The organism is Leifsonia sp. Y878 (assembly GCF_057669685.1).
The window spans coordinates 126,495-151,777 of the sequence record NZ_JBYHFS010000005.1 but is presented as its reverse complement, the minus strand read 5'-3'; the positions used below and the strand labels follow the sequence as shown (position 1 = coordinate 151,777).

The following is a 25,283-nucleotide window of genomic DNA, read 5'->3' as shown; positions in this document are numbered from 1 at the left end:
GCTCGATTCGAGCCGCGTGACGCCAGCATACCGCGTGGTCGGTATGTTGCGCAGGTGGCGATCGCAATCACCCGATCAGGTCTCGTTCGATCGCCGAGCGGATGCCAGCCGGAATCGGCATGGGCACGCGCTCCGCGGCGTCGACGAACACGTGCACGAAACGGCCTGTCGCGATCGCGTCGCCCTCCCCCGGCCGCAGGATTCCAAGCGCCCAGGTGACACTCGTTGTGCCGAGCCGCTCGATGCCTATGCCCACCTCGAGCGCGTCCGGAAACGATGCAGAGGCGCGAAACTCGCACGATGAGGCCGCGCACAAGGCGATGGTCTCTCCCTGCGGATCGAGGCCGCCATTGGCCATCATCCAGATATTGATCGCCGTGTCCATCGCCTCGTAGTAGACGGTGTTGTTGAGGTGGCCGTACTGGTCATTGTCGTTCCACCGGGTGGCGAACGGCGCTCTGGCTCCGTAATGCATCAGACCACCCTCAGCAGTACGCGGAACGCCACTCTGGCCCGCTCTGTGCTCGGTTCGTCGCCGGTGATGAGGTCGGCGTAGCTGAACGATTCGGAGATCCGAACCAGCAGGTATGCCAGCGCCGCCGGGTCGATGGCGCCGCCGAGCGGGGCCTCGCCAAGTTCTCCCCGCACGAGCCATTCGGTCGTGGCGACGTAGCGCCGCTGAATCTCGCTCTCGGTCGTGGTGAGCAACCGCAGCGCCCGCGCAGGCTCCCGACGCAGGAACTGCCGAAAGTAGGAGGCGCTGATGAGATCGTTGACGAAATGGGTGAGCACGGCAGCCACTCGCTCCTCGGCGCGCAGGCCGCTCGTGGCCTCCTCCGCCTGTAGCAAGGTCGGCACCGCGAGCGACCAGAGCACTTCGGAGAGCAGCGCATCGCGATTGCCCACCCAGCGGAACAACGAGGTGCGATCAACGCCGAGGTCGCTGGCGAGCGCGCTCATGTCGATGCGGCGGCCGGCGATGAATTCCTCGCGGGCCAGCGCGTACGCACGTGCGGAACCGTCGTGGGTGCCCTGGGCCAATCGCTCGGATAGCCACGACGGGGCGACCGCGAGGCCAACCGTTCCAATGGTGGTGGGCGTTGCAGGCGTGGTCGGTGTGGCGGACTCCGCGAGGGCGCCTGTCGTCGTTGGCATGCGGGAACTCTACCGCGTGTCTGAGAGAGCACGTGCAACATTCTGCAAAATGATGCATACTACGTGGAGTTCACCGCAGTGGATTTCACCGCAATGGAGTTCACCGCAGTTGAGTTCACCGACGAACGGAGATGCAATGACGCTCACCACCCCACAGATCGAGCGGGCCGAGATACTCGACGCCGATTTCTATGGATTCCAGGAACAGCTCACAGATGAGGAGCAACGCTCCGTTACCCGCATCCGCGCCTTCCTCGATGCCGAGGTGCGGCCCTATGCGAACGATTTCTGGGAGCAAGCCCGCAGCCCCCGCCACCTCATCCCGGGTTTCGCCGAGCTCGGCTTGTTCGGGCCGTCGTGGCCAGAGACCAGGCTGTTCGAGAACAGCGCGGTCTACCGCGCCTGGATCGCCCTCGAGATCGCCAGGGTCGATCCATCGACGGCGACCTTCATTGGCGTGCACAGCGGACTGGCGATGAACGCCATCGGCGTCGGTGGCTCCGCTGAACAGCGTGCTGAGTGGATGGCGCCGATGGGCCGCGGCGAGGTGATCGGCGCCTTCGGGCTCACCGAGCCGACGAGCGGATCAGACACGGCGCGCGGACTGCAGACCACCGCAACCAGACACGGCGATGAGTGGGTGCTCAACGGTGAAAAGCGCTGGATCGGCAACGCCACCTTCGCCAACATCGTGATCATCTGGGCGCGTGACACGGCCGACGACCAAGTCAAGGGTTTCATCGTTCGTCAGCCGGCGGCGGGCTTCACGGCCACCAAGATCGAACGCAAGCAGTCACTGCGCGCTGTGGAGAACGCCGATATCGTGCTCGAGAATGTGATCGTTCCCGAAAGCGACCGGCTGGCCAACATCCACTCCTTCCGCGACGTGGCCATTGTGCTGCGCCTCACCCGCGCAGAGGTCGCGTGGCAGGCCATCGGGGTCGCGGTCGGCGCCTATGAGGTCGCCCTCGCCTACGCCAAGGAGCGGATGCAGTTTGGCAAGCCCATCGCCTCGTTCCAGCTGGTGCAGGAGAAGCTCGCAATCTCACTGTCGAACATCACCGCGAGCATTGCCCTCTGCATGCGCGTCTCGGCCATGCAAGACGAGGGCGTGCAGAAGGACCACCACTCGGCAATGGCCAAGGCATTCGCCACCGCTCGGATGCGTGAGACCGTCGCGCTCTGCCGGGAGATCCTCGGCGGCAATGGAATCCAGCTCGATCACGGGGTGGCACGATTCTTCGCCGACGCAGAGGCGGTCTACACCTTCGAGGGCACGTTCGACATGAACACGCTCATCGTCGGTCGCGCTATCACCGGCATCCAGGCATTCGTTTAGATCCAGGCATCCGTTCAGAGAGGCACGACATGGCCGAAGCATACATAGTGTCCACCGCCCGTTCGCCCATCGGTCGCGCCCGCAAGGGCTCGCTCGCCGGCATCCGCCCAGACGATCTCGCAGCCCGCATGGTGCGTGATGCGCTGGCGAAAATCCCCACGCTCGACCCTGGCCGCATCAATGACCTCATGCTGGGATGCGGCCTGCCAGGCGGAGAGCAGGGCATGAACATGGCGCGCATCGTGTCGGTTCTGCTGGGGCTCGACGAGGTGCCCGGCACCACCGTCAACCGCTACTGCTCGTCGAGCCTGCAGACCACGCGTATGGCCTTCCACGCCATTAAAGCCGGCGAGGGTGATGTCTTCGTGTCGGCGGGCGTGGAGTCGGTCAGCCACGCAATGCGCGGCTCCAGCGACTACATTGCGGGTGAGACCCTCACGAACCCGCTGTTCGATGCGGCGCTCGAGCGCACCGAGGCCAGGGCTGCCAGCGGCGAAACCTCGTGGCGCGATCCCCGGCACGACGGGCGGTTACCGGATGCGTATATCGCGATGGGTCAAACCGCCGAGAACGTCGCCTCACTGAGAGGCATCACGCGCGACGAGCAAGACGCGTTCGCCGCGCGTAGCCAGCAGCGTGCAGAGGCGGCGAGCGCAAGCGGCTTCTGGGCCACGGATATCACGCCCGTCACGCTCGACGATGGCACGATCGTGGCGACCGACGACGGGCCACGCGCGGGCGTGACCATCGATGCGCTCGGTCAGCTCGACCCGGTGTTCCGACAAAACGGCACCGTGACGGCGGGCAATTGCTGCCCGCTCAACGACGGTGCCGCTGCCGTGGTGGTGGTGTCGGACCGCGTGGTCGACGAGCTCGGGCTCACTCCGCTTGCCCGCATCGTCTCCACGGGGGTGAGCGCGCTCTCGTCTGAGATCATGGGCCTTGGCCCTGTCGAGGCGAGCCGTCGCGCACTCGCGCTGGCTGGCCTCAGCATTGATGACATCGACCTGGTCGAGATCAACGAGGCCTTCGCCGCCCAGGTCATTCCCTCAGCGCGGGAACTCGGCATCGACCCTGAGAAGCTCAATGTCTTCGGCGGTGCGATTGCCGTTGGACATCCGTTCGGCATGACAGGGGCCCGCATCACCTCGACGCTCATCAACGGGCTGCGGGAGACGGGTGGCCGCTACGGCCTCGAGACGATGTGCGTCGGTGGCGGCCAGGGCATGGCCATGGTGCTGGAGCGCGTCTGAGCTTTCGGCCCGCAGCTTTCGGCCCGCAGCTTTCGGCCCGCAACCGCATCGCGGCGTGGTTAACCCGGCTGGCGCGCATTAGATCCTGCGCCAGCCGGGTTTCCCCGCACCCCGTTGAATCACCCCACGGAAGGGCCAGGCACGAAGAGCACAATCGTGTCGGCGACGAGGGCCGGTCGGGTGGCGCCCTCGATGTCGATCGTCACCGTGATCCCCGCGCGCACACCCTGCGGCGAGGGTTCGGCGCTGGTGATGGTTGAGGTTGCCCGCACGCGCGATCCGGCCGTGACCGGCTGCAGGAAGCGCACCTTGTCGAGCCCGTAGTTGACCACCAGCGCCGCGCCGGCCACCTCAACGAGTCCGGCGGTGAGTCGCGGAATGAGCGCGAGGGTGAGGTAGCCGTGGGCGATCGTGGCACCGAATGGTCCGGATGCCGCGCGTTCGGCATCCAGGTGGATCCACTGCCAGTCTTCGGTCGCGTCGGCGAACGCCTGGATGCGGTCCTGATCAATGGTGAACCACTCCCCCGTCGCTGACTGCCCGATGGCCTCAGCGAGGGCAGCGGGTGACGAGATGGTGAGGGTCGGGGTCGCGGTCATGCTCTCGGCCCTCCTGCCACGTACAGCACCTGGCCGGAGACGAAGCTCGCCTCCTCAGAGCAGAAGAATGAAATTGCCGCAGCGATGTCATCCGGCTGACCTACCCGCCCAACGGGGATCTCCTTCGCCGCGCCAGCCAGGAAGTCGTCGAATGCGACGCCCATGCGTTCGGCGGTCGCGCGGGTCATCTCGGTCTGGATGAAGCCGGGCGCCACGGCATTCGCTGTCACGCCATAGCGGCCGAGTTCGAAGGCGAGAGTCTTCGTGAAGCCCTGCATGCCGGCTTTCGCGGCTGCGTAGTTGGCCTGCCCGCGATTGCCGAGCGCCGAGGTACTTGACAGGTTCACAATGCGACCCCATCCCTCGGCAACCTGATGCGCCTGCACGGCGCGACTCATCAGGAACGCGCCACGCAGGTGCACGCCGAGCACGGCATCCCAGTCGTCTTCGCTCATCTTGAACAGCAGATTGTCGCGCAGGATCCCGGCATTGTTCACCAGGACCGTAGGGGCGCCGAGCTCTTCAGCGACCCGCGCGACTGCTGCAGCCACGGCATCCGCTTCGGCGACGTTCGCGCCGACAGCGATGGCGCTGCCGCCCTCCGCTTCGATCGCGGCAACCGTGTCGGCGCAGTGTTCGGCGTCGAGGTCGAGAACGGCGACGGAGTAGCCGTCGGCGGCGAGTCGTCTGGCGGTCGCGGCTCCGATGCCGCGGGCTGCTCCTGTGACGATGGCGGTTCGTGTCATACGGATGTCCATTTCGTTGTGGTTACGGTCTGTCGAAGGTGATGTAGTTACGGTCTGTCGAATGTGATGAGTTGGCGCAACTGCGTGCCAGTGGCGAGGCGGTCCATTCCCTCCGCGATCTCGTCGAGGCGAATGCGTGCCGAAACGAGTCGTTCGAGGGGCAACAGACCGGCGCGCCAGAGGTCGACATAGCGCGGGATATCCCGGCTCGGAACGGCCGAGCCCAGATAGCTGCCGATGATTGTCTTGGCCTGGGCAGTCAGAAGGAGCGGTGCAATGCTCGCCCTGGCATCAGGAGCGGGCAGACCGACAGTCACCGTTGTGCCGCCTTGCGCCGTGAGTGCAAGCGCGGTCTCGAAGGCGCGGGCAGAGCCGGCCGCCTCAATCACCAGCGGCGCCGTCAACGCGGCATCCGTTGCGGCAGCCGGTGCGAAGGTCGCTGACGCACCGAGCTCAGTGGCGAGCTCGAGCTTGGCCGACAGGGCGTCGACGCCGACGACCTCGTGGCCGAGTGCCGCAGCCACAAGCAGCGCGGCCATGCCGACGCCACCCAGCCCGACGACGATGACGCGCGAGCCCGGAGTCGGACGTCCGGCGTTGATCACCGCGCCGCCGCCGGTCAGCACGGCGCAACCGAGCAGCGCCGCGATCTCGGCCGGCACATCAGCGTCCACCGGCACCACGGAGGTTCGACTGACGACGGCGTGGCTCGCGAAGCCTGATACGCCCAGGTGGTGGTGCACGGCATTCCCGTCGCGATGCAAGCGGATGCCGCCGCCCACGAGTGTGCCAACGTTGTTTGCGGCACTCCCGACGCGGCAGGGAAGCCGGCCATCGGTGAGACACTCCGGGCAGGCACCGCAACGGGGCAGGAAGGTCATCACGACACGCGTTCCAATCGCGACGTCGTCCACGCCCTCGCCCAGCATCTCGACTATTCCCGCGGCCTCGTGCCCAAGCAGCATGGGGGTCGGCCGCACGCGGTTGCCGTCGACGACACTGAGATCGGAGTGGCAGAGCCCCGCGGCCTCTATCCGCACGAGCAGCTCACCGTGACCGGGAGGGTCCAGCTCCATCGGTCCCACAGTGAACGGGCGGGACACGGCGAACGGCGTCGGCCCGCCCGAACGCTCGAGCACTGCGCCGATGATCTGCATGTGACCTCCTCGTCGAGGTGAACGGGCGTGAGCCCGGCATCCGTTTCCGATGCAGGGCCAGCATACCGACTACGCGGTATGTTGGCGAGTGCGAATACTGAGGCCGCCGCTGCGCAGCCTGGTGCTGGCCGAGAATGGCGGTTCACTCACGGTAACCAAATCCTGGCGCGCGAAAACGCGCCAGGCGCGTGCTTTATCGCGCGCCAGGCGCGTTTCCGCGCGCCCACGTGAAATCCACGAGGCCATTCGCCCATTAGACGGCCGAAAACGGCCTCCTCGACGAACGGGGAGCGAGCTAGCGGATGCCGAGCTGCGCCTGAATGACGGCGCTCGCCCCACCCAGGATCACGAGGTCTGGGTCCTGCTCGTACACCTGCACCCGGATGCTCTCGGCGTGCGCTGGCAACAGTCGCTCGCGGATGGACGTGAGCACGGCATCCGCGTAGAGCCCCTGGACGAGTCCAGAAGGGCCGACCAGTGCGACGTCGGTGATGTTGAGCATGCTCACCACGGGTGAGAGGAAGCCGCCGAGCATCGTGCCAGCGCTCGACACGAGAGCGTCCCGTTCGCCGGCTGGGCTGCTCTCGATCCGGTGCAGCAAATGCGAGGCTCCGGTGACCTGCTCCAGGCAGCCGCGGCGTCCGCAGACGCATTCCTCACCGTTGGGGTCCACGGTGACGTGACCGATCTCCCCCGCGGCGAATTGCTCGCCTGGGACGAGGTCGCCGTCGAGGATCACCGCACCACCAACGCCGTTCTCAATGGTCACGACGAGCAAGTCACGAGTTGTGCGGTCTCTAAACCGACGGATGCCGAGGGCGATCCAGTTCACGTCGTTCCCGACCACAACGCCGAGGCCCGTCGCGGCAGAGACCGCGTCGGCCACATCGATGTCGCGCAGGCCGAGGCGGTCGGAGACGCGGATGTTGCCGACGTCGTCGACGAGTCCAGGAGATGCAATGCCGATCCCCCGCACGCGTGCCGAGGTCGCGGCGACGAGTACGTCCACCGTGCGCACAGCGAGCTCGATCACCTCGTCGCCGGTCGCGCCACCCACCTCGATGCTCGTGCGCGCGATGATCTCGCCCCGCAGGTTCACAAGCGATCCGGTGAAGGTCTGGCCGCCACTCAGGTCGACGACAACGGCCGCGTTGCCCAGGGCGTCGATCTCCACCTGCGCGGCGGGCTTGCCCACGCGCGCTTCAGCCACGACGCCGAGGTCGCGCAGCATGCCGTCATCGAGGAGGTCGGCTACGAGCGCGGTCACGGTGGGCTGCGAGAGTTTCGTCGCAGTCGCCAGCTGCGGCCGAGTCATGGGTCCGCTCGAGTAGAGCAGGCCAAGAATGAGTGAGAGATTGTGGGCGCGGGCGTCTTGAGCGACGGCGGCCCGCAACGGCGACGGCGTACGCCGCACTGCCCGCAGCTCTGCTGACGTCAGCGACAGTGTGTCGTTTCCTCGCACTCCCCGGCCTCCCCTCCCGCTCACTGTAGCGTGCGGGAGGGGAGGGACCTGCTCATGCGTCATGCCACCGGCTCGTCGGCGTCAAACGCACGGGTCAGCTCGGCGACCACGGCCTCACGCTCGGCCAGGGTCTGCTCCCGCCCGCGCACGCCGGGGCGCTGCTGCCACGGCTTCGGACCGTCCGCGTGCCGGTACTCCACGCCGAACGCGTCAAGCCGGCCGAGGTGGGCGTTCAAGCGCACCTCGAACTCGGTGTCGTCGGTCACCGGTCCAGCCCACAGTGCTTCGCTGAGCCCGCAGGCCCGCGGCCACAGCATGTAGTCACGATTGCGCGGCCCATCAAGGTGCTCCGCCCACAGGTTTCCCTGTCCGCCCCTAATGAGCGCGCGAGCGCTTTCCTCGACGCCAGCGGGCATCGGGTCGAACCGGGCGACATCAGTAGCCGTCACGACGACCCCCACCGGAACCGGCTCACGGGGATCATCTGACTGGCGGTAGTCGAAATAGACCAGGTGGTCGGGGCAGGCAACGACCTCAAGGCCGGCGCGCAACGCGGCGCGAACGCCGGCCTCGCCTCGCCAACCCAGCACAACAGCATCCGGTCTGGCAGTGTGCTCAAGCAGGTCATCCCAGGCCAGCAGCTCACGATTGTGTGACTGCAGGCGTGCGTCGAGCTGCATGAGGAACCAGGCCTGCAATTCACGCGGATGCGACAACTCGCGCTCAGCGGCCAACTCAACGGATCGCGGATCTGCTTCCCACGGCGCAGACGGGCACTCGTCACCGCCGAGACCGATAACGCGCGACGGGAAGATGTCAACCAACTCGTCAATCACCGTGCAGAAGAAGTCGACCGTGGCCTGTTCCATGTTCAGGGGGAAGTCAGACACCCCGAATCGCGGCCAGACCGCGGGAGGGAAGCCCGGCGAGGTACTGATCCCGAGTTCTGGGTAGGCCGCGATAGCTGCCTGCGAATGCCCGGGAACGTCGATCTCCGGCACGATCGTCACGCCGAGGTCGGCGGCGAACGCCACCAGGTCGCGGAGTTCGTCCTGCGTGTAGAAGCCGCCGTGCGGCCGGTCGAGCTCCCCCGCCGTGGCATCGTCGGCGCCGATTTGTGTCGAGGCGCGCCACGACGCAATCTCGGTCAGCCGCGGAAACGCCAGCACCTCAAGGCGCCAACCCTGGTCATCCGTCAGGTGCAGGTGCAGCGTGTTGAGCTTGTGCATCGCCATCAGCTCGACGATGCGGCGCAGCTCACGAACCGGCAGGAAGTGCCGGGCGACGTCGATCATCAGACCGCGCCAGGCATATCGCGGTGCGTCTTCAATACGCACGTGCGCAATCTCCAGCGCACGGGGCACGGCGGCGCCGGAACGCCAGACGTCGTCGCCAGAGAGCTGCAGCAGTGTGTGCGTCGCTGCAACGAAGCCGGCGGCGCTCGATGCAGCGACGGCTGCACCCGAGTCGTCGACGGTGACCTGATAGGCCTCCTCCGCAAGCGACTCGTCGAGAGTGAAGCGGATGTCGGCGGTGTCCGCCGATCCGTCGCTCGCGTGAAGACGCAGTCCAGACCAGAGCCGAGAGCGCAGCAGAACCGACGCGGGGAGCGCGGCATCCGCTGCATGGACGGACACTGAACCGATCGGACGCCAAACGCCGGAGCCAGCTTCGACGAAACGTGGTTGGGGAATCAGAGTGATTGCCATGACTATCCCTTCACCGCCCCTGCTGACATGCCGGAGACGAGCTTGCGCTGCATCAGCACGAAGAACACGACGACCGGCAGTGAGAACAGTACCGATCCGGCCATCTGGCCGCTGATGTCGGTTCCGGTCACCGGTGAGCTGAAGGACGCCAGCCAGACCGGCAGGGTGTACATCGTCTGGTCACGCATGAACGTGTAGGCGATGAGGTAGTCGTTCCAGGCCGTGATGAAGGTGAACACGCTCGTCGCGATGACACCGGGAAGCACGAGCGGGAAGAGGATGCGGGTGAGCACCTGCCAGCTCGACGCACCATCCAGCTGGGCCGCTTCTTCAAGCTCGGCGGGAAGCGCGAGGAAGAAGCCGCGCATCACCCAGATGGCGAAGGGCAAGGTGAGTGACACGTACGCCAGGATGAGGCCGATGTAGTTGCCGAGCATGCCCGTCGCGTTGAAAACGAGGAACTGCGGCACCAGCAGGGCCGTCGGCGGGATCATCTGCAGGATGAGGATGGCGACCAGGATCGTGCGACGACCGCCAAAGCGGAACCGAGAAAGCGCAGCGGCAGCGAGCATGCCGACAACGATCGCGACGAGCACGGCGGCCAAGACGACGATTACCGAGTTGCGCAGGTTCGTGAAGAAGCCCGACTGCAGCATCGCGTTGGCGAAGTTGTCGAAGGTGAAATTCACCGGCAGGAACGACGGCGTCGTGCTGAGCGCATCGGCGCGCGGCGTGAACGCGGTCTTGACCATCCAATAGGTCGGGAAGAACCACACTATGGAGAAGACAACGGCGATCGTTGACGATCCCCAGTTGATGTTCTTGAACCGGCGAGTGCGGGGGGTGGGCATTGGTGTGCTTGTGGCGCGTTTAGTCATCACAGGTCCTCTCCGGAACGCACGAGGCTGCGGATGTAGAAGGAGGTCACGACAGCGAGCAGGATCGTCGTGATGACGGCGATCGCCGATCCACCACCGATATCGAAGCTGACGAACGCGGTGATATAGGTGAACACCCCGAGCGTGGCGGTCGCGCCATCGGGTCCGCCATGGGAGACGAGCCAGATCTGGTTGAAGATGTTGAAGTTCCAGATGGTCGACAGGATCGTGACGAGCATGATCGTGGGGCGGAGGAACGGCAACGTGACCGAGCGATAGACCCGGGAGTCGGTGGCGCCGTCGAGCTTTGCAGCCTCGATGTATTCGGCCGAGACCTGGGTCTCTGCCGCGTAGACGGTCAAGGCGATGAAGGGAACGGCCTGCCAGACGATGAGCAGCCAGATGGCGATGAAGGCGTGGAAGGGGTCAGCCGACCAGTCGGTGTCGGTCATATCGCCAAAGATGCCCACCTGGGTGAGCAGCCAATTCACGACGCCATAGCCGGGCTGGAACAACCAGTTCCAGACCAGGGAGGCGGCGACGTTGGGCATTGCCCAGGCGAAGATCAGCACGATCGTGACGATGGTGCGCAGCGCTGCGTTGATGCGGGTAAGGACGTGCGACATGCCGACGCCGATCAGCACAGAACCGAGCACGAGCGCGGCGGTGAAGAGGATCGTACGCACGAATGACGCCCAGAACTCAGGATTGCTGAGCACCGCTTCGAACTGGTCGAGCCCGACCATGTCGTAGGCGCCCGTGAAGAGCGAGCGCTGGTTGAAGTTCGTGAAGGAGGTGAAGACCATCACCACGATGGGAACGATGGTGACCGCGAGGATCACGATCCCAGCGGGAGTGAGCAGCAGCGCCGCCACACTTCGCCGGTCGGCGAATGCGCGCGCCGAGCGTTTGGAGCCGGACATCGGTGCTCTCTTTCTGTCTTGCTGATTGAGCGTGGCCCGTCAGGCGCGGGGGCGCCGGACGGGCCACAGGTATTGCGTCAGTGCTTCAGTTCCGTGCTGCGTTACGTGAGTGCTGCGTTACGTGAGTGCTGCGTTACTTGAGTGCTGCGTTGACCGCGGTGTTGAAGGTCGCGGCAGCGGCCTTCGTCGTGGCACTGCCGCTGGCAACCGAGGAGAACAGCTCCTGCAGGGAGTTGCTGCCTTCAATCGCTGACCAGCCCGATGAGGCCGGCGTTGCGCGTGAGTTCAGTGCGGCCTGGAAGAATCCGACCTTTGAATCGCTGAGCGTCGCCTGTGCGGCTTCGATTCCCTCTGCGCTGTTCGGGATCCAGCCGCTGACGCCGAAGACGTAGTCGTTCTGGATCTCAGGGCTCGCAGCGATCTGCGTCCAGATGAGCGCGAGTTCCTGGTTGGAGCTCTTCGCAGCGATTCCCCAGTCAGATCCACCGAGCATGACGGGCTGGGTCTTACCGGACTGGCCGGGCAGAGCGAAGGTTCCGATGTCGTCGGCGGTCAGGCTGGGGTTGGCCCCCAGGATGACATCGACGGCGCCGTTGCTACCCACGATTGCGGATGCCTTGCCGTCGGCGAAGATCTGCTCCTGCTCGGGGCTGTCGGTGCTCACCGTGCGGGATGATGCGGCCGAGTAAGTGTTCTGGAATTCCTTCCAGGCAGCCAGAGCATCCTGCGCCTTTGCGCTGTCAAGCGCGCCGGTCCAGGTTCCGTCGGTGTCGACGGCGATCTCTCCACCCTGATCCCAGACGAACTGCATGCCCACGTACCAGTGCTGGCCGGGAAGGTACAGCGACGAGAAGTCAGCGGCGGGGTTCACGGCCTTGACCGCGTCGAGGTCCGCGGTCAGTTCGTCCCAGGTGGTCGGAGTGGTCGTGATGCCAGCTGCGGCCCACGTTGCCTTGTTGTAGATCACCGAGCGTGCGCCAGCGAAGCCAGGGATCGCGTACAGCGAACCGTCAACGGTCGCCGGGTCAACCAGGCCGTCAAGCCAGGTCTGACCCTGCTCGAGCTGGTCGCGGTACTTCGTGACATCCATCAGCGCGCCGTTCTCGGCGTAGCTGGAGACCTGGGTGTTTCCGATGTCGACGACGTCGGGCGGGTTGTTGGTGCTGAGGGCCGTCGACAACTTCGTCGTGATGCCGTCCCACTGCTGAATCTGGACATCGGCTTCTGCGCCGGTCCGCTCCGTGAAAGTCTTGTTGATGGCGTCCAGGGTGTCCTGGCTGTAGTCATCCTGCATCACCCAAACGGTGACCTTGTCGCCTGCGGCGTCCACGGTGTCCGGGATGGATGCCGGAGCACTGCTGTTTGCCGTCGAGCTGCCGCAACCGGCGAGCGCGAGCATGAGAGCGGCGGATGCCGCGACTGCTGGTACCACTCGAGTTGTCGAGTGCATGGTGTACTCCTCATTTTCTGTGATGCGTGTGACGCTCTCAGCTGTGGGGGGACAGCACCACCCGATCGTTGGCGACCGTGCCTGGCTTCTCTCTCATAGCGAAGACGATAATTAATAAAGAATGCAGGCTTATTAAAGAGATTGCAAGTTGAGCGCCCTCTTCCCCGAAGGGGGGCCGCGCGCACAATTACCCCGCTGCCAGACTGAACGGATGCCTTCACGCCGCTCTCGCCGCACGCTCGCTGCCGCCATCGCCACGATCACGCTCACCGCCGCCACCGGCCTCTTCGTGACGGCGCCAGCTTCGGCTGCCCCAGTGGAACGCGTGAGTGCCACCAGCACGGGACTCCGCACCGGTGTTGCCGCCGACTACCTGGACCATGTCCAAGCCTTGTATGTTGCTTACTTCAACAGGCCAGCGGATGCGGCCGCCCTCGCAACCTGGCAACTGGCTCTGTCAGGGGCCGGGATCGGGATCGTCGACATCGAGCAGGCGTTTGAGGCCACCTACGCGGGCACCGATGCGACCTACGCCGGGACGGAGATTTACCTGAGTCTGTTCGGTCGCACCCCGTCGTTCCTGTCATGGTCCGCGCTGTTGGCGGTCCAAACCGCCGCAGATGAAGAGATAAAGCGTTGGGAGGGCGTGAGGGCCGAGCAGGCGAAGGCCGATGCGGCCAGCGCACTCGCACAGGCCGCCGCGGTCGATGCCACTACGGCGAGCGCAACACTGGCCAGTAGCCAGGGCGCCCTGGCCACGGCCGCGCAGGCGGCGACGACGGCGACCGGCGAGGCCAGTGCTGCTCGCGCTGCAGCCGACGCAGCCCAGACCGCCGCTACGGACGCCGCCGCGAATCCCAATCCGTCCCCCGAACTCCAAGCGACTGCCGACCGACTGGCCGCGGCCGCGCTGGTCGCAGAAATCGCAGCCACCGCCGCACGTGATGCCGAGGCCGTCGCAGCCGCCATCGCAACCGCCGCCGCGACAGCAGCCTCCGTGGCCCAGCAGAATGCCTCCGATCTGGCCGCGGCTGCGGCATCCGCCCTGGCCGCTGTGACACAGGCCAAGGCGGCGTATAGCGCCGCAGACGCTGCGACGCCGCCGGCCGTACCCGCGACACTCCCGGCCCGCGATTCCGCAGCTGTCACCGCGCCAGTGGCGACCGACGCCGGCCGAGCCCTGCTGCTGATCGCCTCCGGTTTCGCGCCAGGAACGGATGTCGCAATCGGCATCCATTCCGACCCCCTTGCGATCGCGCCGATCACCGCTGACGCCAGCGGACTAGCGGCCACCCTGTTCAGAATTCCTGACTCGTTCACCGGCGACCACAGCCTCGTGGCGGTCGGCACCGGAACCGACGGTTCGCCACGCACCGTGCGTCTGGATATCGTCGTGTCGGCCCCCGCAGCGGCCGCGTCGCCCGTCGCCGTGTCGGCCGCCCTGGCCGAGACGGGAATCGACCCGGCACTCCCGCTTGGCGCCGGCATCCTGCTCCTCATCGCCGGCTCCTTCGTCGTCTACCACCGACGCACGGTCACCGTCGCGCGGGCTAGCTAGTCGACATCCGCCCAACACTTAGCCCTTGACCTCAGTGTCGTCGCGGCATAACTTAGCTGCATGGCTCAGTATTCAGGGCAGCTTGACGCCGTGTTCCAAGCCCTCGCTGACCCCACTCGGCGCGCAGTGCTGGGCAGGTTGGGCAGGGGCTCTGCGAGTATCGGCGAACTCGCGGAGCCGTTCGACATGGCGTTGCCCTCATTCATGAAGCACATCCGCTACCTCGAGACCGCGGGCTGGATACGAACTCGCAAGACCGGTCGCGTGCGCATGTGCACACTCGAACCGGAGTCATTCGGCGCGATCGAGACCTGGCTCAGCGAACAGCGGAGCATCTGGTCGGGCCGCACTGATCGACTCGAACATTTAGTCACCACCATTCACGACAAGGAGACACTCGAATGACCACCCTCGATCTGACTTCCCTTCATCCTGAACTCGACCTCACCGTTTCCCGCGTCATCAGGGCTCCGCGCTCTGCCGTGTGGAACGCGTGGACCGATCCGACGCTCTTCGAACAATGGTGGGTCCCGGCCCCAGAGGTCTGCCGCGTTCTGGACATGGACCTGCGCCCCGGCGGGTCATTCCGCACAGAGATCAGCCAGGACGGTACCGGGTTCGCCCCGCACATCACGGGATGCTTCCTCGCGGTCGACGATCTCGAGCGCATCGTCTTCACCGACGCGCTTGTCGCCGGCTGGCGGCCCGCCGAGGCGTCATTCATCACCGCCGTCATTGCCATGCGGGATCACCCGGACGGCACCGAATACACCGCCACCGCAATGCACCGCGACGTCGCCGACCGCGACCAGCACGAACAGCTTGGCTTCCACGATGGCTGGGGCACCGTCACTCGGCAGCTCGCCGAACTCGTCGAGCCGGGTGCCTAGGCAGACCGCAACTCTGCCACCGGTCGCAATCGGAACAGCCGAACGTTACGCCCCGACTGCCGTTCGTACGAGCGATACCCCGGCCACTGCTGTTCAATCCGTCGCCAGACGTCATCACGCTCGGCATCGGGGATGAGGGTCGCGCGCACGCTGAGGCGGCGACCTCGAACACTGATGACGGCATCCGGATGTGCGATCAGATTGTAGGTCCAGGCCGGATGCCGCTCGCGGCCGAAGCTGCTGCCAGCCACTATCGCGCTGCCGTGCCCGTCCGGGGTGTACATCAGTTCGGTATCGCGCACGACGCCCGACTTCGCCCCGGTCGAATGCAGCACCAGCGACGGCACGAGCAGCCCGCTCAGCTGGACCCGACCCCCGCTGAGACGGGTGACCAAACGCTCCAGCATCGGCAGCACCGTCGGAGCGATCCGGCGAAACAGTCGCGTGTGGGTGATCGGCGCTACGACAGATCGAACGATGTGAAGAATGCTCGGCATGAAGCCATGCTGCCATCTATTGCATTGCCCGTCTTTAGCCGCGCGCGCAGACCTCACGTCTTAGGCTGAAACCGACACGCGACGAGCCGGAGACTGAGGTGACCCAGACGACGATGAACGAGACAACGGTGAATGGAACGACAGCGGCCCAGCTGACGGTGGCCGAGGTGATGGCCGAACTGGCCGCGCTTGAAGACCCGCGCTCCCGCGAGGTGAACGCGAATCACGGTGACGACCACGGAGTGAACCTCAGCAAGCTCCGCGCGGTGGCCAAGCGGCTGAAGACCCAGCAGGAGCTTGCGCGCGAGCTGTGGGACACCGGCGACACCGCGGCGCGGCTGCTGGCGATTCTCATCTGCCGCCCGCAGGTATTCGAGCAGGGTGAGTTGGACGCCATGTTGCGTCAGGCGCGCACTCCCAAGGTGCAGGACTGGCTCGTGAATTACGTGGTGAAGAAGAATCCGCATGCTGAAGAGCTGCGCCTTGCCTGGTTAGCCGACCCAGACCCCGTGGTCGCGAGCGCCGGCTGGGCGCTGACCACCGAACGAGTGGCGAAACGGCCAGAAGGCCTCGATCTCCCAGGCCTGCTCGACACCATCGAAGCAGAGATGACGGATGCCCCTGATCGCCTGCAGTGGGCAATGAACCATTGCCTGGCTCAGATCGGCATCGAGCACGCGGAGTACCGCGCTCGTGCCATCGACATCGGCGAGCGCCTTGAGGTACTCAAGGACTATCCGACTCCCCCGAACTGCACCTCGCCGTTCGCGCCCATCTGGATCACCGAAATGGTGAAGCGACAGCGGGCGTAGGAAGCGAGCCTGTTCTCGCGAGCGCAGCTCCCGTATCGTGACACCATGACTACCTCGCCCCAGACCACTGACCGAGTCAGGCAAGCCATCGTCTTCGTTCTCGCGTTGCTGGCGATCGCGGGCGCAACGTTCGGCTCTGGGGCCTTCGGAGGCACACCGATTCAGGATGCCGCGGGTGGCGCACTCGCGGCCGACGCCACCCTGATAGCACCGGCTGGCCCAGCGTTCAGCATTTGGTCGGTGATCTATCTCGGGCTGCTTGCCTATGCGGTGTGGCAGCTGTTCCCCAGCCAGGCAGCACGCGAGGTTCATCGCAAGGTCGGGTACCTCATCGCGCTGTCCATGCTGCTCAATGCGGCGTGGATCGGGAGTGTGCAACTCGGCCGGGTTGGGCTATCCGTCCTGACGATCATCGTTTTGCTTGCGGTCCTCGGAACCACATTCGCCCTGCTGCAGGGAACACCGCGGGGCGTCACGTCCAGAGCAGCTGGCATCGCGGAGGCCATCATCCTCGATGGAACCGTCGGCTTGTACTTGGGCTGGGTGACGATCGCCACCGCCGCGAACGTGACGGCGTGGCTGACAGAGCTCGACTTCACCGGCTGGGGCATCCAGCCAGACGCATGGGGCGTGATCGTCGTCATCGTTGCCGCGGCCATCGGTATTGCAACGGCAATCGCGAGCCGTGGGCGCCTCACCCCGGCAATCGCGTTGGCCTGGGGGCTGGGCTGGCTCGCCGTCGCCCGACTCAGCGGTGAGCCGGAATCACAACTCGTCGGCATCAGCGCGGCGTTGGCGGCGATTGTCGTGCTCGTTGCGGCGGTTGTCACGCGCGTCGTTGCCCAGCGGTCAGGTTACCGACCCGCAGACAAAGCCATGCCGCTGGGCGCGAGTAGGGTCGGCTAGGTGCCCAAACGTCAGCGAGCCACACGCCGATAGGTATTGACCAGTACGCCGGCGGCCAGTGCACGGCTCTCGACGAGGGCGAGCGTGGTGAGCGGGAACCCGTCGGCGAACAGCTTCTTTCCCGTGCCAAGCACGATCGGGTAGATGACGAGACGGTACTCGTCGATCAGGTCGTGCTCGGCCAATGTTTTGATCAGCTCTGTGCTCCCCCACACCCGGATCTCGCCGCCCGGTTCGGCACGCAACTTCGCCACGGCGGCCGGAACGTCGGGACCGAGAAGGTGCGTGTTCTGCCAGCCCACCTCGGTGAGCGTGCGTGACGCGACGTATTTGGGGATGCGGTTATATCTCCTGGTCAACTCCCCCGTCAGTCCCTCGGCGTCCTCAGGCCACACTCCCCAAGCGCCGGCCCAGATCTCGTAGGTCTTACGACCGAGCAGCAACGCCTCTGTCTTGCTCTCCCATTCCGCGATGATGTTGTTGCCTTCGGCACCTGCATCGACGTACCTGTCCTGCCAGCCGCCGTGTTCGAATCCCTCCTCCGAACCGCCAGGTGCCTGGGCGACGCCGTCGAGTGTCATGAACATTTGCACCACAATGGAGCTCATATCTGTTCTCCTTCCCTGAACTCGGGCTCAGTGAGATCGTGAGGGATAACAGCACAAAGGTCAACGGCACAGAGGTAAACAGCACAGAGGTCATAAGCACAAGGAGGCACGCGATGAAGCCACGATGGGAACCCATCCCGTTCACCAGCGACGATTACGCAAACCGGATGGCTCGGCTGGTTGATGATGCGCGTGAAGCGGGACTTGACGGCGTCATCGTGACGCCTGGGCCCGACCTGTTGTGGCTCACCGGCTACCAACCCCCAGCCATCACCGAGAGGCTGACCATGTTGGCCCTCGCTCCCAACGCGCGCCCGACGCTGCTTGTGCCCGTGTTGGAGAGACCCGATGCCGAAGCCGCCGAAGGAGCAACCGGCGTGCAGGTCATCGACTGGGTCGATGGGACAGACCCCTATGAGGCGGCTCGTCGCTTGCTGCAGCCGGACGGGCGATTCGGGATCTCCGACTCTGCGTGGGCGATGCATCTGCTCGGCCTGCAGACGGCGCTGCCCGGCACCCTCTTCGAGGCTTTGGGGCACAGCCTCCCGATGATGCGAGCGGTCAAGGACTCCAACGAGCTCGAACGCCTCGCCATGGCGGGCGCCGCTGCGGACGCGACATACGGCGAGATCGTACACGTGCGGTTCGCCGGTCGGCGCGAGAAGGAGGTGGCGGCAGACCTGGCCAGGCTCTTGCGGGAGTTCGGGCATGAGCAGGTCGATTTCACCATCGTTGGCTCTGGCCCCAACGGTGCCAGCCCGCATCACGAAGCGGGCGATCGGGTGATTGAGCAGGGAGACGTGGTCGTGCTGGACTTCGGCGGCCTGATGAATGGCTACGGGTCTGACACGACCCGCACAGTGTGCGTCGGCGAGCCGTCGGCCGAGGCGCAGGAGGTCCATGAGGTCGTCAGACGTGCACAGCAGGCGGCATTCGAGGCTGTCGGCCCTGGAGTGCAGTGCCAGGAGATCGACCGGGTGGCCAGAGCTGTGATCACCGAAGCGGGGTACGGCGAGAATTTCATCCATCGCACTGGCCACGGAATCGGTATGACGACCCATGAGCCGCCATACATGGTCGAGGGTGAGGAGCAGCTGCTCCAACCGGGGATGTGCTTCTCGATTGAGCCGGGAATCTACCTCGCCGGGCGCTTCGGAGTTCGCATCGAGGACATCGTGACGGTCACCGACAACGGTGGTGTGCGACTCAACAACACCGACCACGCCCTCCGCATCGTCGAGTAGTCGGCCCCCGCAGGACGCACGACGATAAGCTGTGTTCCCGTTGCGGCTGCTGTGGGCGGCCCCACGGAATGGGTGGAGCGGATGACATACCTGCGGATCAATGACGTTGACCTGTACTCAGAGGTCGATGGCACAGGCGATCCCGTCGTCCTGCTGCACGGCGGCTTCTGCTCTGTGGAGCACTTGCGGGCGCAGTCAGATGCCCTCGTCCCCAACTACGAGGTGTTCGCCTTCGAGCGCCCAGGCCACGGCCGATCAGCGGATGTCGATGCCGAGTTCAACTACGAACGCGGCGTCGCAGACACCCTCGCCTACCTCGACGCCAACGGCATCGAATCGGCCAACGTGATCGGCTACAGCGACGGCGCCATCATCGGCCTGCTGCTCGCACTGGAACACCCGCACCGCGTCCGTTCGTTGGTCGCCATCAGCGCGAATCTCGATCCGTCGGCATTCACGCAGTCCGAGGGCGCCCACGGTCCTGTCCTCGACGCGCTCGCGCCGGCTGCGGCATCCGCTGAACCGAAGCCGGATGTCGAGCGGATGCACTACGAGACTCTGTCTCCCGACGGCCCTGAGCACGCCGACGTCGTGCTCGATAAGCTGTTCAGGCTCTGGACGACAGAACCCAGCATCGACCCGGCCGACCTCGCGAAAATCACGGCGCGCACCCTCGTGATGTCGGGAGACCGCGACACGATCCGGCCAGACCACAGCCTGCTAATCGCCGCCTCGATTCCGGGCGCGCAGTTGTGCATCGTGCCAGGAACGACCCACAATCTGATCGCAGAACGACCAGAACTGGTCAGCACCCTCATCAGGGAGTTCCTGCAGTAACGCTCGCCTCGTGCGCCTATTCGCGCGCCCGGCGAAGCAACCAGACGAAGTAGGGCGCGCCGATCAGGGCGATCATCAGCCCGGCCGGAATCTGGGCCGGCGCGATAAGCGTGCGGCCGAGCGTGTCCGCGACGCACACCAGGAGCGCGCCGAGCAGCATCGAGAGTGGGATGAGCCGGCCGTGTCTGGCGCCAACCATGGCACGGGCCAGGTGCGGGGCGACGAGGCCGACGAAACCGACAGCACCGATCGCGACAACGCTGAGCGCCGCGAGCACCGCTGCGATCGCGAGCAGGGTGAGACGCGTCCGTTCCAGCCGCACACCGAGGATGCGTGGGGTGTCCTCGTCGATGGCCAGCAGGTCCAGCTGGCGGCGCATCCCGAGCAGCAGCGGAACGGCGATGACCAGCGCCACCGCCACCGGCAGCACGTCGGGAAGGGTGCGCCCGTAGGTCGTGCCGGAGAGCCACGTCAGAATGCGCGGCGTGTTCCACGGGTCGGCGCGGAGCAGCAGGAAGGTCGTGAGGGCGCTCAGGCCGTATCCGCAGCCAATGCCGATGAGCACGAACCGGTCGGGAAGGAGACCGCCCCGCCATGCGAGCAGGGCGATCAGGGCAAACGTGGCCAGGCCCATCACAACCGCCATGATGATGAGCAGCGGTCGTCCTCCGCCCATGGATGTCACGACGCTCACCGCCCCGAGACCGGCGCCGGCGGAGATTCCGAGCACTCCCGGTTCTGCCAAAGGGTTCCGCACCGTGCCCTGCACGACGCATCCGGCCAGCGCAAGCGCAGCACCGGCGAGCACGGCTGCGGCGACACGCGGGGTGCGCTCGTCGAGCGCCCTGCCGATCAGGTCGGGAGCGGCGCCCTGCAACCAGAGCCCGATGTCGCCTGTGCGCAGCCAGAGGCTCCCCGCCAGCAAGCCGACCACGATCGCGACGAGCAGCAGTGCGGCAGCGAGGGCCAGGGCAATGAGGAACCGGCGACGCGAGTGGATGCCAATCCGCGCCTGCGGCGGCTGTTTGATCGGTCCAGAATCGCGCATGCGTCGCGCCAGGATGACGATCACCACCGCCCCAAGCAAGGCGGTTGGCACACCCGTGGGAATCGAGGCGGCTCCCTCCGCGCCGAGGATCGCACGCAGTGTGGCGTCTGCGAGCAAAATCAGCAGCGCGCCAAGCAACCCGGAAACGGGGACGAACAACAGGTGCCGGTGAAGCGCACGAACCCGAGTGGCGATCAGGCGGGCCAGGACCGGCGCGCCGAGCCCGACGAAGGCGATCGGCCCGGCCAGTGTCACCGAGATGCTGGTGAGCACGACGGCGCAGATCACCGCCAGGATGCGAGTCGAGCGGATCGGCACGCCAAGGGATGACGCGGCGTCGTCGCCGAGACCGAGCACATCGAGCCGCCGGCAGAGCAGCAGCGCCCCACACAGTACGACGATGATGACCGGAGCCGCACGCACAGACGCGTCAATGTTCAGCTGGGCAAGCGAACCGCTCCCCCAGGCGAACAGGCCAGTCGTGTTCTCTTTGAACAGGATGAGCAGCATCGCGGTCGCGGCGTCCAACGCCATCGCCGTGGCCGAACCGGCCAAGATGAGCCGCGTCGTTCCGCTCCCCGCTCCGCGCCCGACGAGACCCAGCACGAGCGCTGCCGCGACCACGCCACCCACGAAGGCGACACCGCTCGATGCCCACAGCGGCACAGCGAGTCCCAGCGCTGCGACGAGAGTGAGCGCGAAGTACGACCCTGCCGTGACGGCGAGGGTGTCAGGCGAGGAGAGGACGTTCCTCGTAATGGACTGCAGCAGTGCTCCGGCAACGCCGAGCGCAAAGCCCACTCCAATTCCGGCCAGCAGGCGCGGCAGGCGAGAGCCGGTCAGCACGTCGCTGACCGGTACACCATTCACGTTTTCCGTCGCCCCGGCGAAAAGACGCCGCAGCTCCCCCAGTCCAACGCCGGAGGTGCCCTGTGTCAGGTGCCAGATCGCGACCAGGGCGATGGCGACGAGCAGGACGGCCAGCACGGCCGCCCCGCTCGCACCTTTTCGGAAGCTGATGTCATCTACCGGTTGCCCAGCGGATGCGACGCGACTCCCCGTGTTCAACCCTTCAGGCGTGATCAACCCTTCAGAAGGGCATCGACGTATGCGTCGATCGCCTGCTGGCACGAGAGCGGTCCGCCGGCACCCCAGACGCCTGCAGGGAATGCATAGGCGCGTTCCTCCTGCACGGCAGGAAGTGCCGTCCAGATGGGGCTCTTCTCCAGTTCGGTGACGTAGCTGCCTTCTTCTTCGTCGTTGGAGTAGAACAGGTTCGCCGTGCCGACGGCCGTGAGTCCTTCAATGTCGGTCTGTCCGAGCCCGTATGCCGGGTCAACTCCGCCGCTGCCGTACGCCGCATCAATCGCGTCTGTCCAGGCCGTCGTCATCCCGAGCTCTTCGCCGAGCGCGGTGAACAAGGCGCCCTTGCCGTACGGGCGGATGGTGACGTTGCCGCCCTCGATCCAGCCGTCAAAGAAGAGGAACTCGGAGGTCGGCAGAGCTGCGGCCACGACCTGTTCCTTCGCGTCCGCGAGGTACGCGTCGAACTCCTGCAGCACCTGGTCGGCGCGCTCAGTGCGACCGGTCGCCTCGCCGATCATCTGGAAGACGGTCTTCATGTTTCCGATGGGGTCTGCGCCATCGGCGCCGAGCGTGGCGAGCACGGGTACGCCGCGCTTCTCCAGCTGGGTGATGAGCTCATCGTCTGCGCTGAACGCCTCCACGATGATGAGGTCGGGGTTCGTGGCGTAGAGCGTGTCGAGGTCGGGCTCGCCTCGCGTGCCAATGTCGGTCACGCCGTCGGGAATCGTTTCCGCGCTCACATACGTGCTGTACCCCTCAGAGTCCGAGACGGCGACGGGGCTGACACACAGCGTCAGCGCATCCTCGATCTGCTGCCACTCAAGAACCGCGATGCGCTCCGCTGGCTTGTCGAGCTTCACCTGGCGACCGACGCCATCCGTGAAGGAGACCGGGCCCGTCGAGGTCGTCGTCGTGTCTGCGGCGCAGCTCTCCGACGTCGGCGAGGCCACACCATCGCTTGCCGCGTCAACGGTCGTGGTGCCGCAGCCCGTGAGGGCGAGCGACGCAATAGCGAGCGTCGCAGCGATAGGCGCGAAAGTACGGACGCGGATCATGAAAGGTCCTCTCGAGTGGTGCTGGGAGACGGAGCAGAAGCTCCGTGTGAACGCCGGGCAGGATGCCGCCCGACGGGGTCGATACGGAGGCGATTAGTGCGGTGATCAACGCTGACCTCGACACGGATGTCGTAAACCTCGTGGATGTTCTTCGCGGTGAGGACTTCGATGGGGTCCCCCGCGGCGTGAATGCGACCGGAGGCCATCATGAGCAGGTTGTCCGCGACGCGAGCGGCTTGATCGAGGTCGTGCAGCACGATCCCGACCGCGACGCCGTGCTCTTCAGCGAGATCGCGCACCAGGTCGAGCGTCTCGATCTGGTACCGCAGATCCAGGTGATTCGTGGGTTCATCCAGCAGCACGACGCCGGTTTCTTGCGCAACGCAGGCGGCGAGCCACACTCGCTGCACTTCTCCGCCAGAGAGCTCGCCGACGGAACGGCTGGCCATGTCCAGCACCCCGGTGGCGCTCATCGCGTGGTCGATCGCCCGGCGATCGTGGGCGGAGAGCCCCGCGAATCCACGCCGGTGCGGATGGCGTCCGAGTGCAACGACCTCGCTCACCGTCAGGCCCTGCGGTGCAGGCCGTGACTGCGAGAACAGGGTGACCTCCCTGGCGAACTGACGCGCAGTGAGCAACGACGTCGAACGCTCGTCTTGCCCGTGGCTCCCCCCGAGCGTCACGTGCCCTGTGTCAAGCGGATGCAGCCGGGCAAGCGAACGCAGCAACGTGGACTTACCGCTGCCGTTCGGTCCCACCAGCGCGGTCACACGTCCGGGCTCGAGCGCTATCGAGACGCCGTGAACGACCGCGGCCTTGCCGTACCGCATCACGAGCTTCTCGCCTCGCAGCGCGGTCGCCGGCACTACGTTCCGCGACAGAGGTCTGTGCGATTCGCGCGGATCAGCGTCCGGGGCGTGTGTCGTGAGCATGGGGAACCTGGGTGACAGTGAGGAAGTGGAAACGGGCGTGGCACACGCCGAGCGGGCAAGCCACACCGCCAGATTCTCTGAATCCGAGCCCGGCCGCACGCGACACGCGCGAAGTTAGGACTGCCTTGCCTTAGTTAGTATATGGGCCGCGTCACAAGGCCAGCAATCACGATTTTAGGACTCGTGATACGGCATTTCGGACACCTCGGGCGCCTGCTGCTGCGTGTGCTGCCGAGCCGGCTGCTGGGCCTGCGCTCCCGTGAAATTGCCGGGCGTAGTGCCCATGACTCTCCGAAATGCGGCGATGAACGTGCTGGGCTGCGCGTAGCCGAGCATTTCGGAGGTGTCGTGCACATCGCATCCGCTCGCGAGCAGTGTCAGCGCCTGGTGAACGCGCAGCACCCGCCGCCACTGCACGAACGACAGCCCGGTGGAGCGGCGGAACGCGCGCGTGATCGTGCGGTCGCTCTGCCCCAGAAGCTCTGCCCACTCCTCCAGGGTGCGATTGTTAGCTGGGTCCGCCAGCAGTGCCTCAGCAATCGCGTCGATCCTGGCGTCGCCGGGCAGTTGGAGTGCGAGCTGTCGCTCCGACGGCTCCAGCACGTCGAACACCACCGATTCGGCTCGCGCTCTCGCCTTCGCGTCGAGATCGGTGCGGGCCAGATGCGTCAGCAACGACTCCAGCAGCGGAGTCATCGCAATGGCTGTCGGACCGTCGAACGCGAGTGGAGTGCGATCGGGGGCAAAGAAGGCATCGGAGAACTCGACCATCGCCGTCAGCCGGCCGGCGTGCACCTGCCCAGCTGGCAACCACAGACCGTGCCCCTCAGAGACGGTGAAGATGCGGTCATCCACGCGCGCCGTCAGCGTACCGCCGCGCACCCACACCAACTCGTGCATCGGGTGCGAGTGAGGCTCCCACTCCATCGGCGCCCCTGGCACTTCGGACTCTGCGATGATGACGAACGACTCCGGCGTGTTCCCCGGCAGCATCGCGGCCTGACGCATCACCGTGCTCGGCTCGCGCCGCAAGGCTCCGATGCCGACACCGATGCCGACATCATCACGCACTGACAGGGCCATGCCACGAGTGTACGGGAGCCGTGCGCGCGGCCGACCCTGGTGCTCAGTCGCTGCTC

At 65.8% G+C, this 25,283-nt stretch carries 25 protein-coding genes; 9 read left to right on the top strand and 16 right to left on the bottom strand.

Annotated elements, in window-relative coordinates; genetic code table 11:
- Positions 1-67 precede the first annotated feature (67 nt).
- Positions 68-475, bottom strand: coding sequence for an acyl-CoA thioesterase (locus AC25Y4_RS15845; protein WP_488121397.1), 408 nt, complete (start codon positions 473-475; stop codon positions 68-70).
- Positions 475-1,155: a QsdR family transcriptional regulator gene (locus tag AC25Y4_RS15840; protein ID WP_488121396.1), complete on the bottom strand. Its 681-nt coding sequence runs from the start codon at positions 1,153-1,155 to the stop codon at positions 475-477. The genes AC25Y4_RS15845 and AC25Y4_RS15840 overlap by 1 nt, the downstream gene beginning before the upstream one ends.
- Before the next feature lie 136 nt (positions 1,156-1,291).
- Between AC25Y4_RS15840 and AC25Y4_RS15835 the strand changes: the two genes are divergently transcribed.
- Positions 1,292-2,494 carry an acyl-CoA dehydrogenase family protein gene (locus AC25Y4_RS15835; protein ID WP_488121395.1) on the top strand — a complete coding sequence of 401 codons (1,203 nt, stop codon included), beginning with the start codon at positions 1,292-1,294 and terminating at the stop codon, positions 2,492-2,494.
- Between the two features lie 29 nt (positions 2,495-2,523).
- Positions 2,524-3,747, top strand: coding sequence for an acetyl-CoA C-acetyltransferase (locus tag AC25Y4_RS15830; protein WP_488121394.1), 1,224 nt, complete (start codon positions 2,524-2,526; stop codon positions 3,745-3,747).
- A 119-nt stretch (positions 3,748-3,866) separates the two neighbouring features.
- On the opposite strand, the gene AC25Y4_RS15825 is transcribed toward AC25Y4_RS15830, so the two are convergent.
- The 8 genes from AC25Y4_RS15825 to AC25Y4_RS15790 form a co-directional block, all read right to left on the bottom strand.
- Entirely contained in the window at positions 3,867-4,346 is a 480-nt protein-coding gene (locus AC25Y4_RS15825) for a MaoC family dehydratase (protein ID WP_488121393.1), read from the bottom strand.
- Entirely contained in the window at positions 4,343-5,092 is a 750-nt protein-coding gene (locus AC25Y4_RS15820) for an SDR family oxidoreductase (protein WP_488121392.1), read from the bottom strand. The genes AC25Y4_RS15825 and AC25Y4_RS15820 overlap by 4 nt, the downstream gene beginning before the upstream one ends.
- Positions 5,093-5,139: 47 nt before the next feature.
- Positions 5,140-6,249 (bottom strand): alcohol dehydrogenase catalytic domain-containing protein, encoded by a 1,110-nt coding sequence (locus AC25Y4_RS15815; RefSeq protein WP_488121391.1) that lies wholly within the window; start codon positions 6,247-6,249, stop codon positions 5,140-5,142.
- 295 nt (positions 6,250-6,544) lie between these two features.
- Complete coding sequence (locus AC25Y4_RS15810; protein ID WP_488121390.1) at positions 6,545-7,711, bottom strand: ROK family protein; 1,167 nt, start codon at positions 7,709-7,711, stop codon at positions 6,545-6,547.
- Positions 7,712-7,770: 59 nt separating this feature from the next.
- Positions 7,771-9,420, bottom strand: a complete 1,650-nt coding sequence (locus AC25Y4_RS15805) for a beta-N-acetylhexosaminidase (RefSeq protein WP_488121389.1) — start codon at positions 9,418-9,420, stop codon at positions 7,771-7,773.
- A gap of 2 nt (positions 9,421-9,422) precedes the next feature.
- Complete coding sequence (locus tag AC25Y4_RS15800; protein WP_488121388.1) at positions 9,423-10,298, bottom strand: carbohydrate ABC transporter permease; 876 nt, start codon at positions 10,296-10,298, stop codon at positions 9,423-9,425.
- A complete protein-coding gene (locus AC25Y4_RS15795) occupies positions 10,298-11,221 on the bottom strand; it encodes a carbohydrate ABC transporter permease (RefSeq protein WP_488121387.1) in 924 nt (307 codons plus the stop codon). Before AC25Y4_RS15795 ends, AC25Y4_RS15800 begins: the two co-directional genes overlap by 1 nt.
- Before the next feature lie 133 nt (positions 11,222-11,354).
- Positions 11,355-12,671 (bottom strand): extracellular solute-binding protein, encoded by a 1,317-nt coding sequence (locus AC25Y4_RS15790; protein ID WP_488121386.1) that lies wholly within the window; start codon positions 12,669-12,671, stop codon positions 11,355-11,357.
- A 211-nt stretch (positions 12,672-12,882) separates the two neighbouring features.
- On the opposite strand from AC25Y4_RS15790, the gene AC25Y4_RS15785 reads away from it, so the two are divergent.
- Genes AC25Y4_RS15785 through AC25Y4_RS15775 form a run of 3 tightly spaced genes read left to right on the top strand, consistent with a single transcriptional unit; the run spans position 12,883 to position 15,119 of the window.
- Complete coding sequence (locus tag AC25Y4_RS15785; protein WP_488121385.1) at positions 12,883-14,229, top strand: hypothetical protein; 1,347 nt, start codon at positions 12,883-12,885, stop codon at positions 14,227-14,229.
- Between the two features lie 60 nt (positions 14,230-14,289).
- The gene (locus AC25Y4_RS15780; RefSeq protein ID WP_488121384.1) at positions 14,290-14,634 is read left to right on the top strand and encodes an ArsR/SmtB family transcription factor; all 345 of its coding nucleotides are present in this window, start codon (positions 14,290-14,292) and stop codon (positions 14,632-14,634) included.
- Entirely contained in the window at positions 14,631-15,119 is a 489-nt protein-coding gene (locus AC25Y4_RS15775) for an SRPBCC family protein (protein ID WP_488121383.1), read from the top strand. Before AC25Y4_RS15780 ends, AC25Y4_RS15775 begins: the two co-directional genes overlap by 4 nt.
- On the opposite strand, the gene AC25Y4_RS15770 is transcribed toward AC25Y4_RS15775, so the two are convergent.
- Positions 15,116-15,616: a nitroreductase family deazaflavin-dependent oxidoreductase gene (locus tag AC25Y4_RS15770; protein WP_488121382.1), complete on the bottom strand. Its 501-nt coding sequence runs from the start codon at positions 15,614-15,616 to the stop codon at positions 15,116-15,118. The two genes, AC25Y4_RS15775 and AC25Y4_RS15770, sit on opposite strands and share 4 nt — an antisense overlap.
- Before the next feature lie 113 nt (positions 15,617-15,729).
- Here AC25Y4_RS15770 and AC25Y4_RS15765 point away from each other — a divergent pair, with 113 nt between their 5' ends.
- Both AC25Y4_RS15765 and AC25Y4_RS15760 read left to right on the top strand, forming a co-directional pair.
- On the top strand, positions 15,730-16,428 hold the full coding sequence (locus tag AC25Y4_RS15765; protein ID WP_488121474.1) for a DNA alkylation repair protein: 699 nt from the start codon (positions 15,730-15,732) through the stop codon (positions 16,426-16,428).
- Positions 16,429-16,473: 45 nt separating this feature from the next.
- Positions 16,474-17,334, top strand: coding sequence for a TspO/MBR family protein (locus tag AC25Y4_RS15760; RefSeq protein WP_488121381.1), 861 nt, complete (start codon positions 16,474-16,476; stop codon positions 17,332-17,334).
- 11 nt (positions 17,335-17,345) lie between these two features.
- Here the strand turns inward: AC25Y4_RS15760 and AC25Y4_RS15755 are convergent, their stop codons facing one another.
- Complete coding sequence (locus AC25Y4_RS15755; protein WP_488121380.1) at positions 17,346-17,942, bottom strand: dihydrofolate reductase family protein; 597 nt, start codon at positions 17,940-17,942, stop codon at positions 17,346-17,348.
- Between the two features lie 113 nt (positions 17,943-18,055).
- Between AC25Y4_RS15755 and AC25Y4_RS15750 the strand changes: the two genes are divergently transcribed.
- A complete protein-coding gene (locus AC25Y4_RS15750; RefSeq protein ID WP_488121379.1) occupies positions 18,056-19,186 on the top strand; it encodes an aminopeptidase P family protein in 1,131 nt (376 codons plus the stop codon).
- Positions 19,187-19,267: 81 nt separating this feature from the next.
- On the top strand, positions 19,268-20,023 hold the full coding sequence (locus AC25Y4_RS15745) for an alpha/beta fold hydrolase (protein WP_488121378.1): 756 nt from the start codon (positions 19,268-19,270) through the stop codon (positions 20,021-20,023).
- A gap of 16 nt (positions 20,024-20,039) precedes the next feature.
- Here the strand turns inward: AC25Y4_RS15745 and AC25Y4_RS15740 are convergent, their stop codons facing one another.
- From AC25Y4_RS15740 to AC25Y4_RS15725, 4 genes are all read right to left on the bottom strand, one after another.
- A complete protein-coding gene (locus tag AC25Y4_RS15740; protein WP_488121377.1) occupies positions 20,040-22,157 on the bottom strand; it encodes an iron ABC transporter permease in 2,118 nt (705 codons plus the stop codon).
- The gene (locus AC25Y4_RS15735) at positions 22,154-23,212 is read right to left on the bottom strand and encodes an iron-siderophore ABC transporter substrate-binding protein (protein ID WP_488121376.1); all 1,059 of its coding nucleotides are present in this window, start codon (positions 23,210-23,212) and stop codon (positions 22,154-22,156) included. Before AC25Y4_RS15735 ends, AC25Y4_RS15740 begins: the two co-directional genes overlap by 4 nt.
- Positions 23,209-24,042, bottom strand: a complete 834-nt coding sequence (locus tag AC25Y4_RS15730) for an ABC transporter ATP-binding protein (protein WP_488121473.1) — start codon at positions 24,040-24,042, stop codon at positions 23,209-23,211. The genes AC25Y4_RS15735 and AC25Y4_RS15730 overlap by 4 nt, the downstream gene beginning before the upstream one ends.
- Positions 24,043-24,318: 276 nt before the next feature.
- Complete coding sequence (locus AC25Y4_RS15725; RefSeq protein ID WP_488121375.1) at positions 24,319-25,227, bottom strand: helix-turn-helix domain-containing protein; 909 nt, start codon at positions 25,225-25,227, stop codon at positions 24,319-24,321.
- Positions 25,228-25,283: the final 56 nt, after the last annotated feature.

Excerpts from the sequence above, each read along its gene's own strand:
- AC25Y4_RS15845 (WP_488121397.1), bottom strand. The coding sequence starts at position 475 with ATGCATTACGGAGCCAGAGCGCCGTTCGCCACCCGGTGGAACGACAAT.
- AC25Y4_RS15840 (WP_488121396.1), bottom strand. The coding sequence starts at position 1,155 with ATGCCAACGACGACAGGCGCCCTCGCGGAGTCCGCCACACCGACCACG.
- AC25Y4_RS15835 (WP_488121395.1), top strand. The coding sequence starts at position 1,292 with ATGACGCTCACCACCCCACAGATCGAGCGGGCCGAGATACTCGACGCC.
- AC25Y4_RS15830 (WP_488121394.1), top strand. The coding sequence starts at position 2,524 with ATGGCCGAAGCATACATAGTGTCCACCGCCCGTTCGCCCATCGGTCGC.
- AC25Y4_RS15825 (WP_488121393.1), bottom strand. The coding sequence starts at position 4,346 with ATGACCGCGACCCCGACCCTCACCATCTCGTCACCCGCTGCCCTCGCT.
- AC25Y4_RS15820 (WP_488121392.1), bottom strand. The coding sequence starts at position 5,092 with ATGACACGAACCGCCATCGTCACAGGAGCAGCCCGCGGCATCGGAGCC.
- AC25Y4_RS15815 (WP_488121391.1), bottom strand. The coding sequence starts at position 6,249 with ATGCAGATCATCGGCGCAGTGCTCGAGCGTTCGGGCGGGCCGACGCCG.
- AC25Y4_RS15805 (WP_488121389.1), bottom strand. The coding sequence starts at position 9,420 with ATGGCAATCACTCTGATTCCCCAACCACGTTTCGTCGAAGCTGGCTCC.
- AC25Y4_RS15800 (WP_488121388.1), bottom strand. The coding sequence starts at position 10,298 with ATGACTAAACGCGCCACAAGCACACCAATGCCCACCCCCCGCACTCGC.
- AC25Y4_RS15795 (WP_488121387.1), bottom strand. The coding sequence starts at position 11,221 with ATGTCCGGCTCCAAACGCTCGGCGCGCGCATTCGCCGACCGGCGAAGT.
- AC25Y4_RS15790 (WP_488121386.1), bottom strand. The coding sequence starts at position 12,671 with ATGCACTCGACAACTCGAGTGGTACCAGCAGTCGCGGCATCCGCCGCT.
- AC25Y4_RS15785 (WP_488121385.1), top strand. The coding sequence starts at position 12,883 with ATGCCTTCACGCCGCTCTCGCCGCACGCTCGCTGCCGCCATCGCCACG.
- AC25Y4_RS15780 (WP_488121384.1), top strand. The coding sequence starts at position 14,290 with ATGGCTCAGTATTCAGGGCAGCTTGACGCCGTGTTCCAAGCCCTCGCT.
- AC25Y4_RS15775 (WP_488121383.1), top strand. The coding sequence starts at position 14,631 with ATGACCACCCTCGATCTGACTTCCCTTCATCCTGAACTCGACCTCACC.
- AC25Y4_RS15770 (WP_488121382.1), bottom strand. The coding sequence starts at position 15,616 with ATGCCGAGCATTCTTCACATCGTTCGATCTGTCGTAGCGCCGATCACC.
- AC25Y4_RS15765 (WP_488121474.1), top strand. The coding sequence starts at position 15,730 with ATGAACGAGACAACGGTGAATGGAACGACAGCGGCCCAGCTGACGGTG.
- AC25Y4_RS15760 (WP_488121381.1), top strand. The coding sequence starts at position 16,474 with ATGACTACCTCGCCCCAGACCACTGACCGAGTCAGGCAAGCCATCGTC.
- AC25Y4_RS15755 (WP_488121380.1), bottom strand. The coding sequence starts at position 17,942 with ATGAGCTCCATTGTGGTGCAAATGTTCATGACACTCGACGGCGTCGCC.
- AC25Y4_RS15750 (WP_488121379.1), top strand. The coding sequence starts at position 18,056 with ATGAAGCCACGATGGGAACCCATCCCGTTCACCAGCGACGATTACGCA.
- AC25Y4_RS15745 (WP_488121378.1), top strand. The coding sequence starts at position 19,268 with ATGACATACCTGCGGATCAATGACGTTGACCTGTACTCAGAGGTCGAT.
- AC25Y4_RS15735 (WP_488121376.1), bottom strand. The coding sequence starts at position 23,212 with ATGATCCGCGTCCGTACTTTCGCGCCTATCGCTGCGACGCTCGCTATT.
- AC25Y4_RS15730 (WP_488121473.1), bottom strand. The coding sequence starts at position 24,042 with ATGCGGTACGGCAAGGCCGCGGTCGTTCACGGCGTCTCGATAGCGCTC.
- AC25Y4_RS15725 (WP_488121375.1), bottom strand. The coding sequence starts at position 25,227 with ATGGCCCTGTCAGTGCGTGATGATGTCGGCATCGGTGTCGGCATCGGA.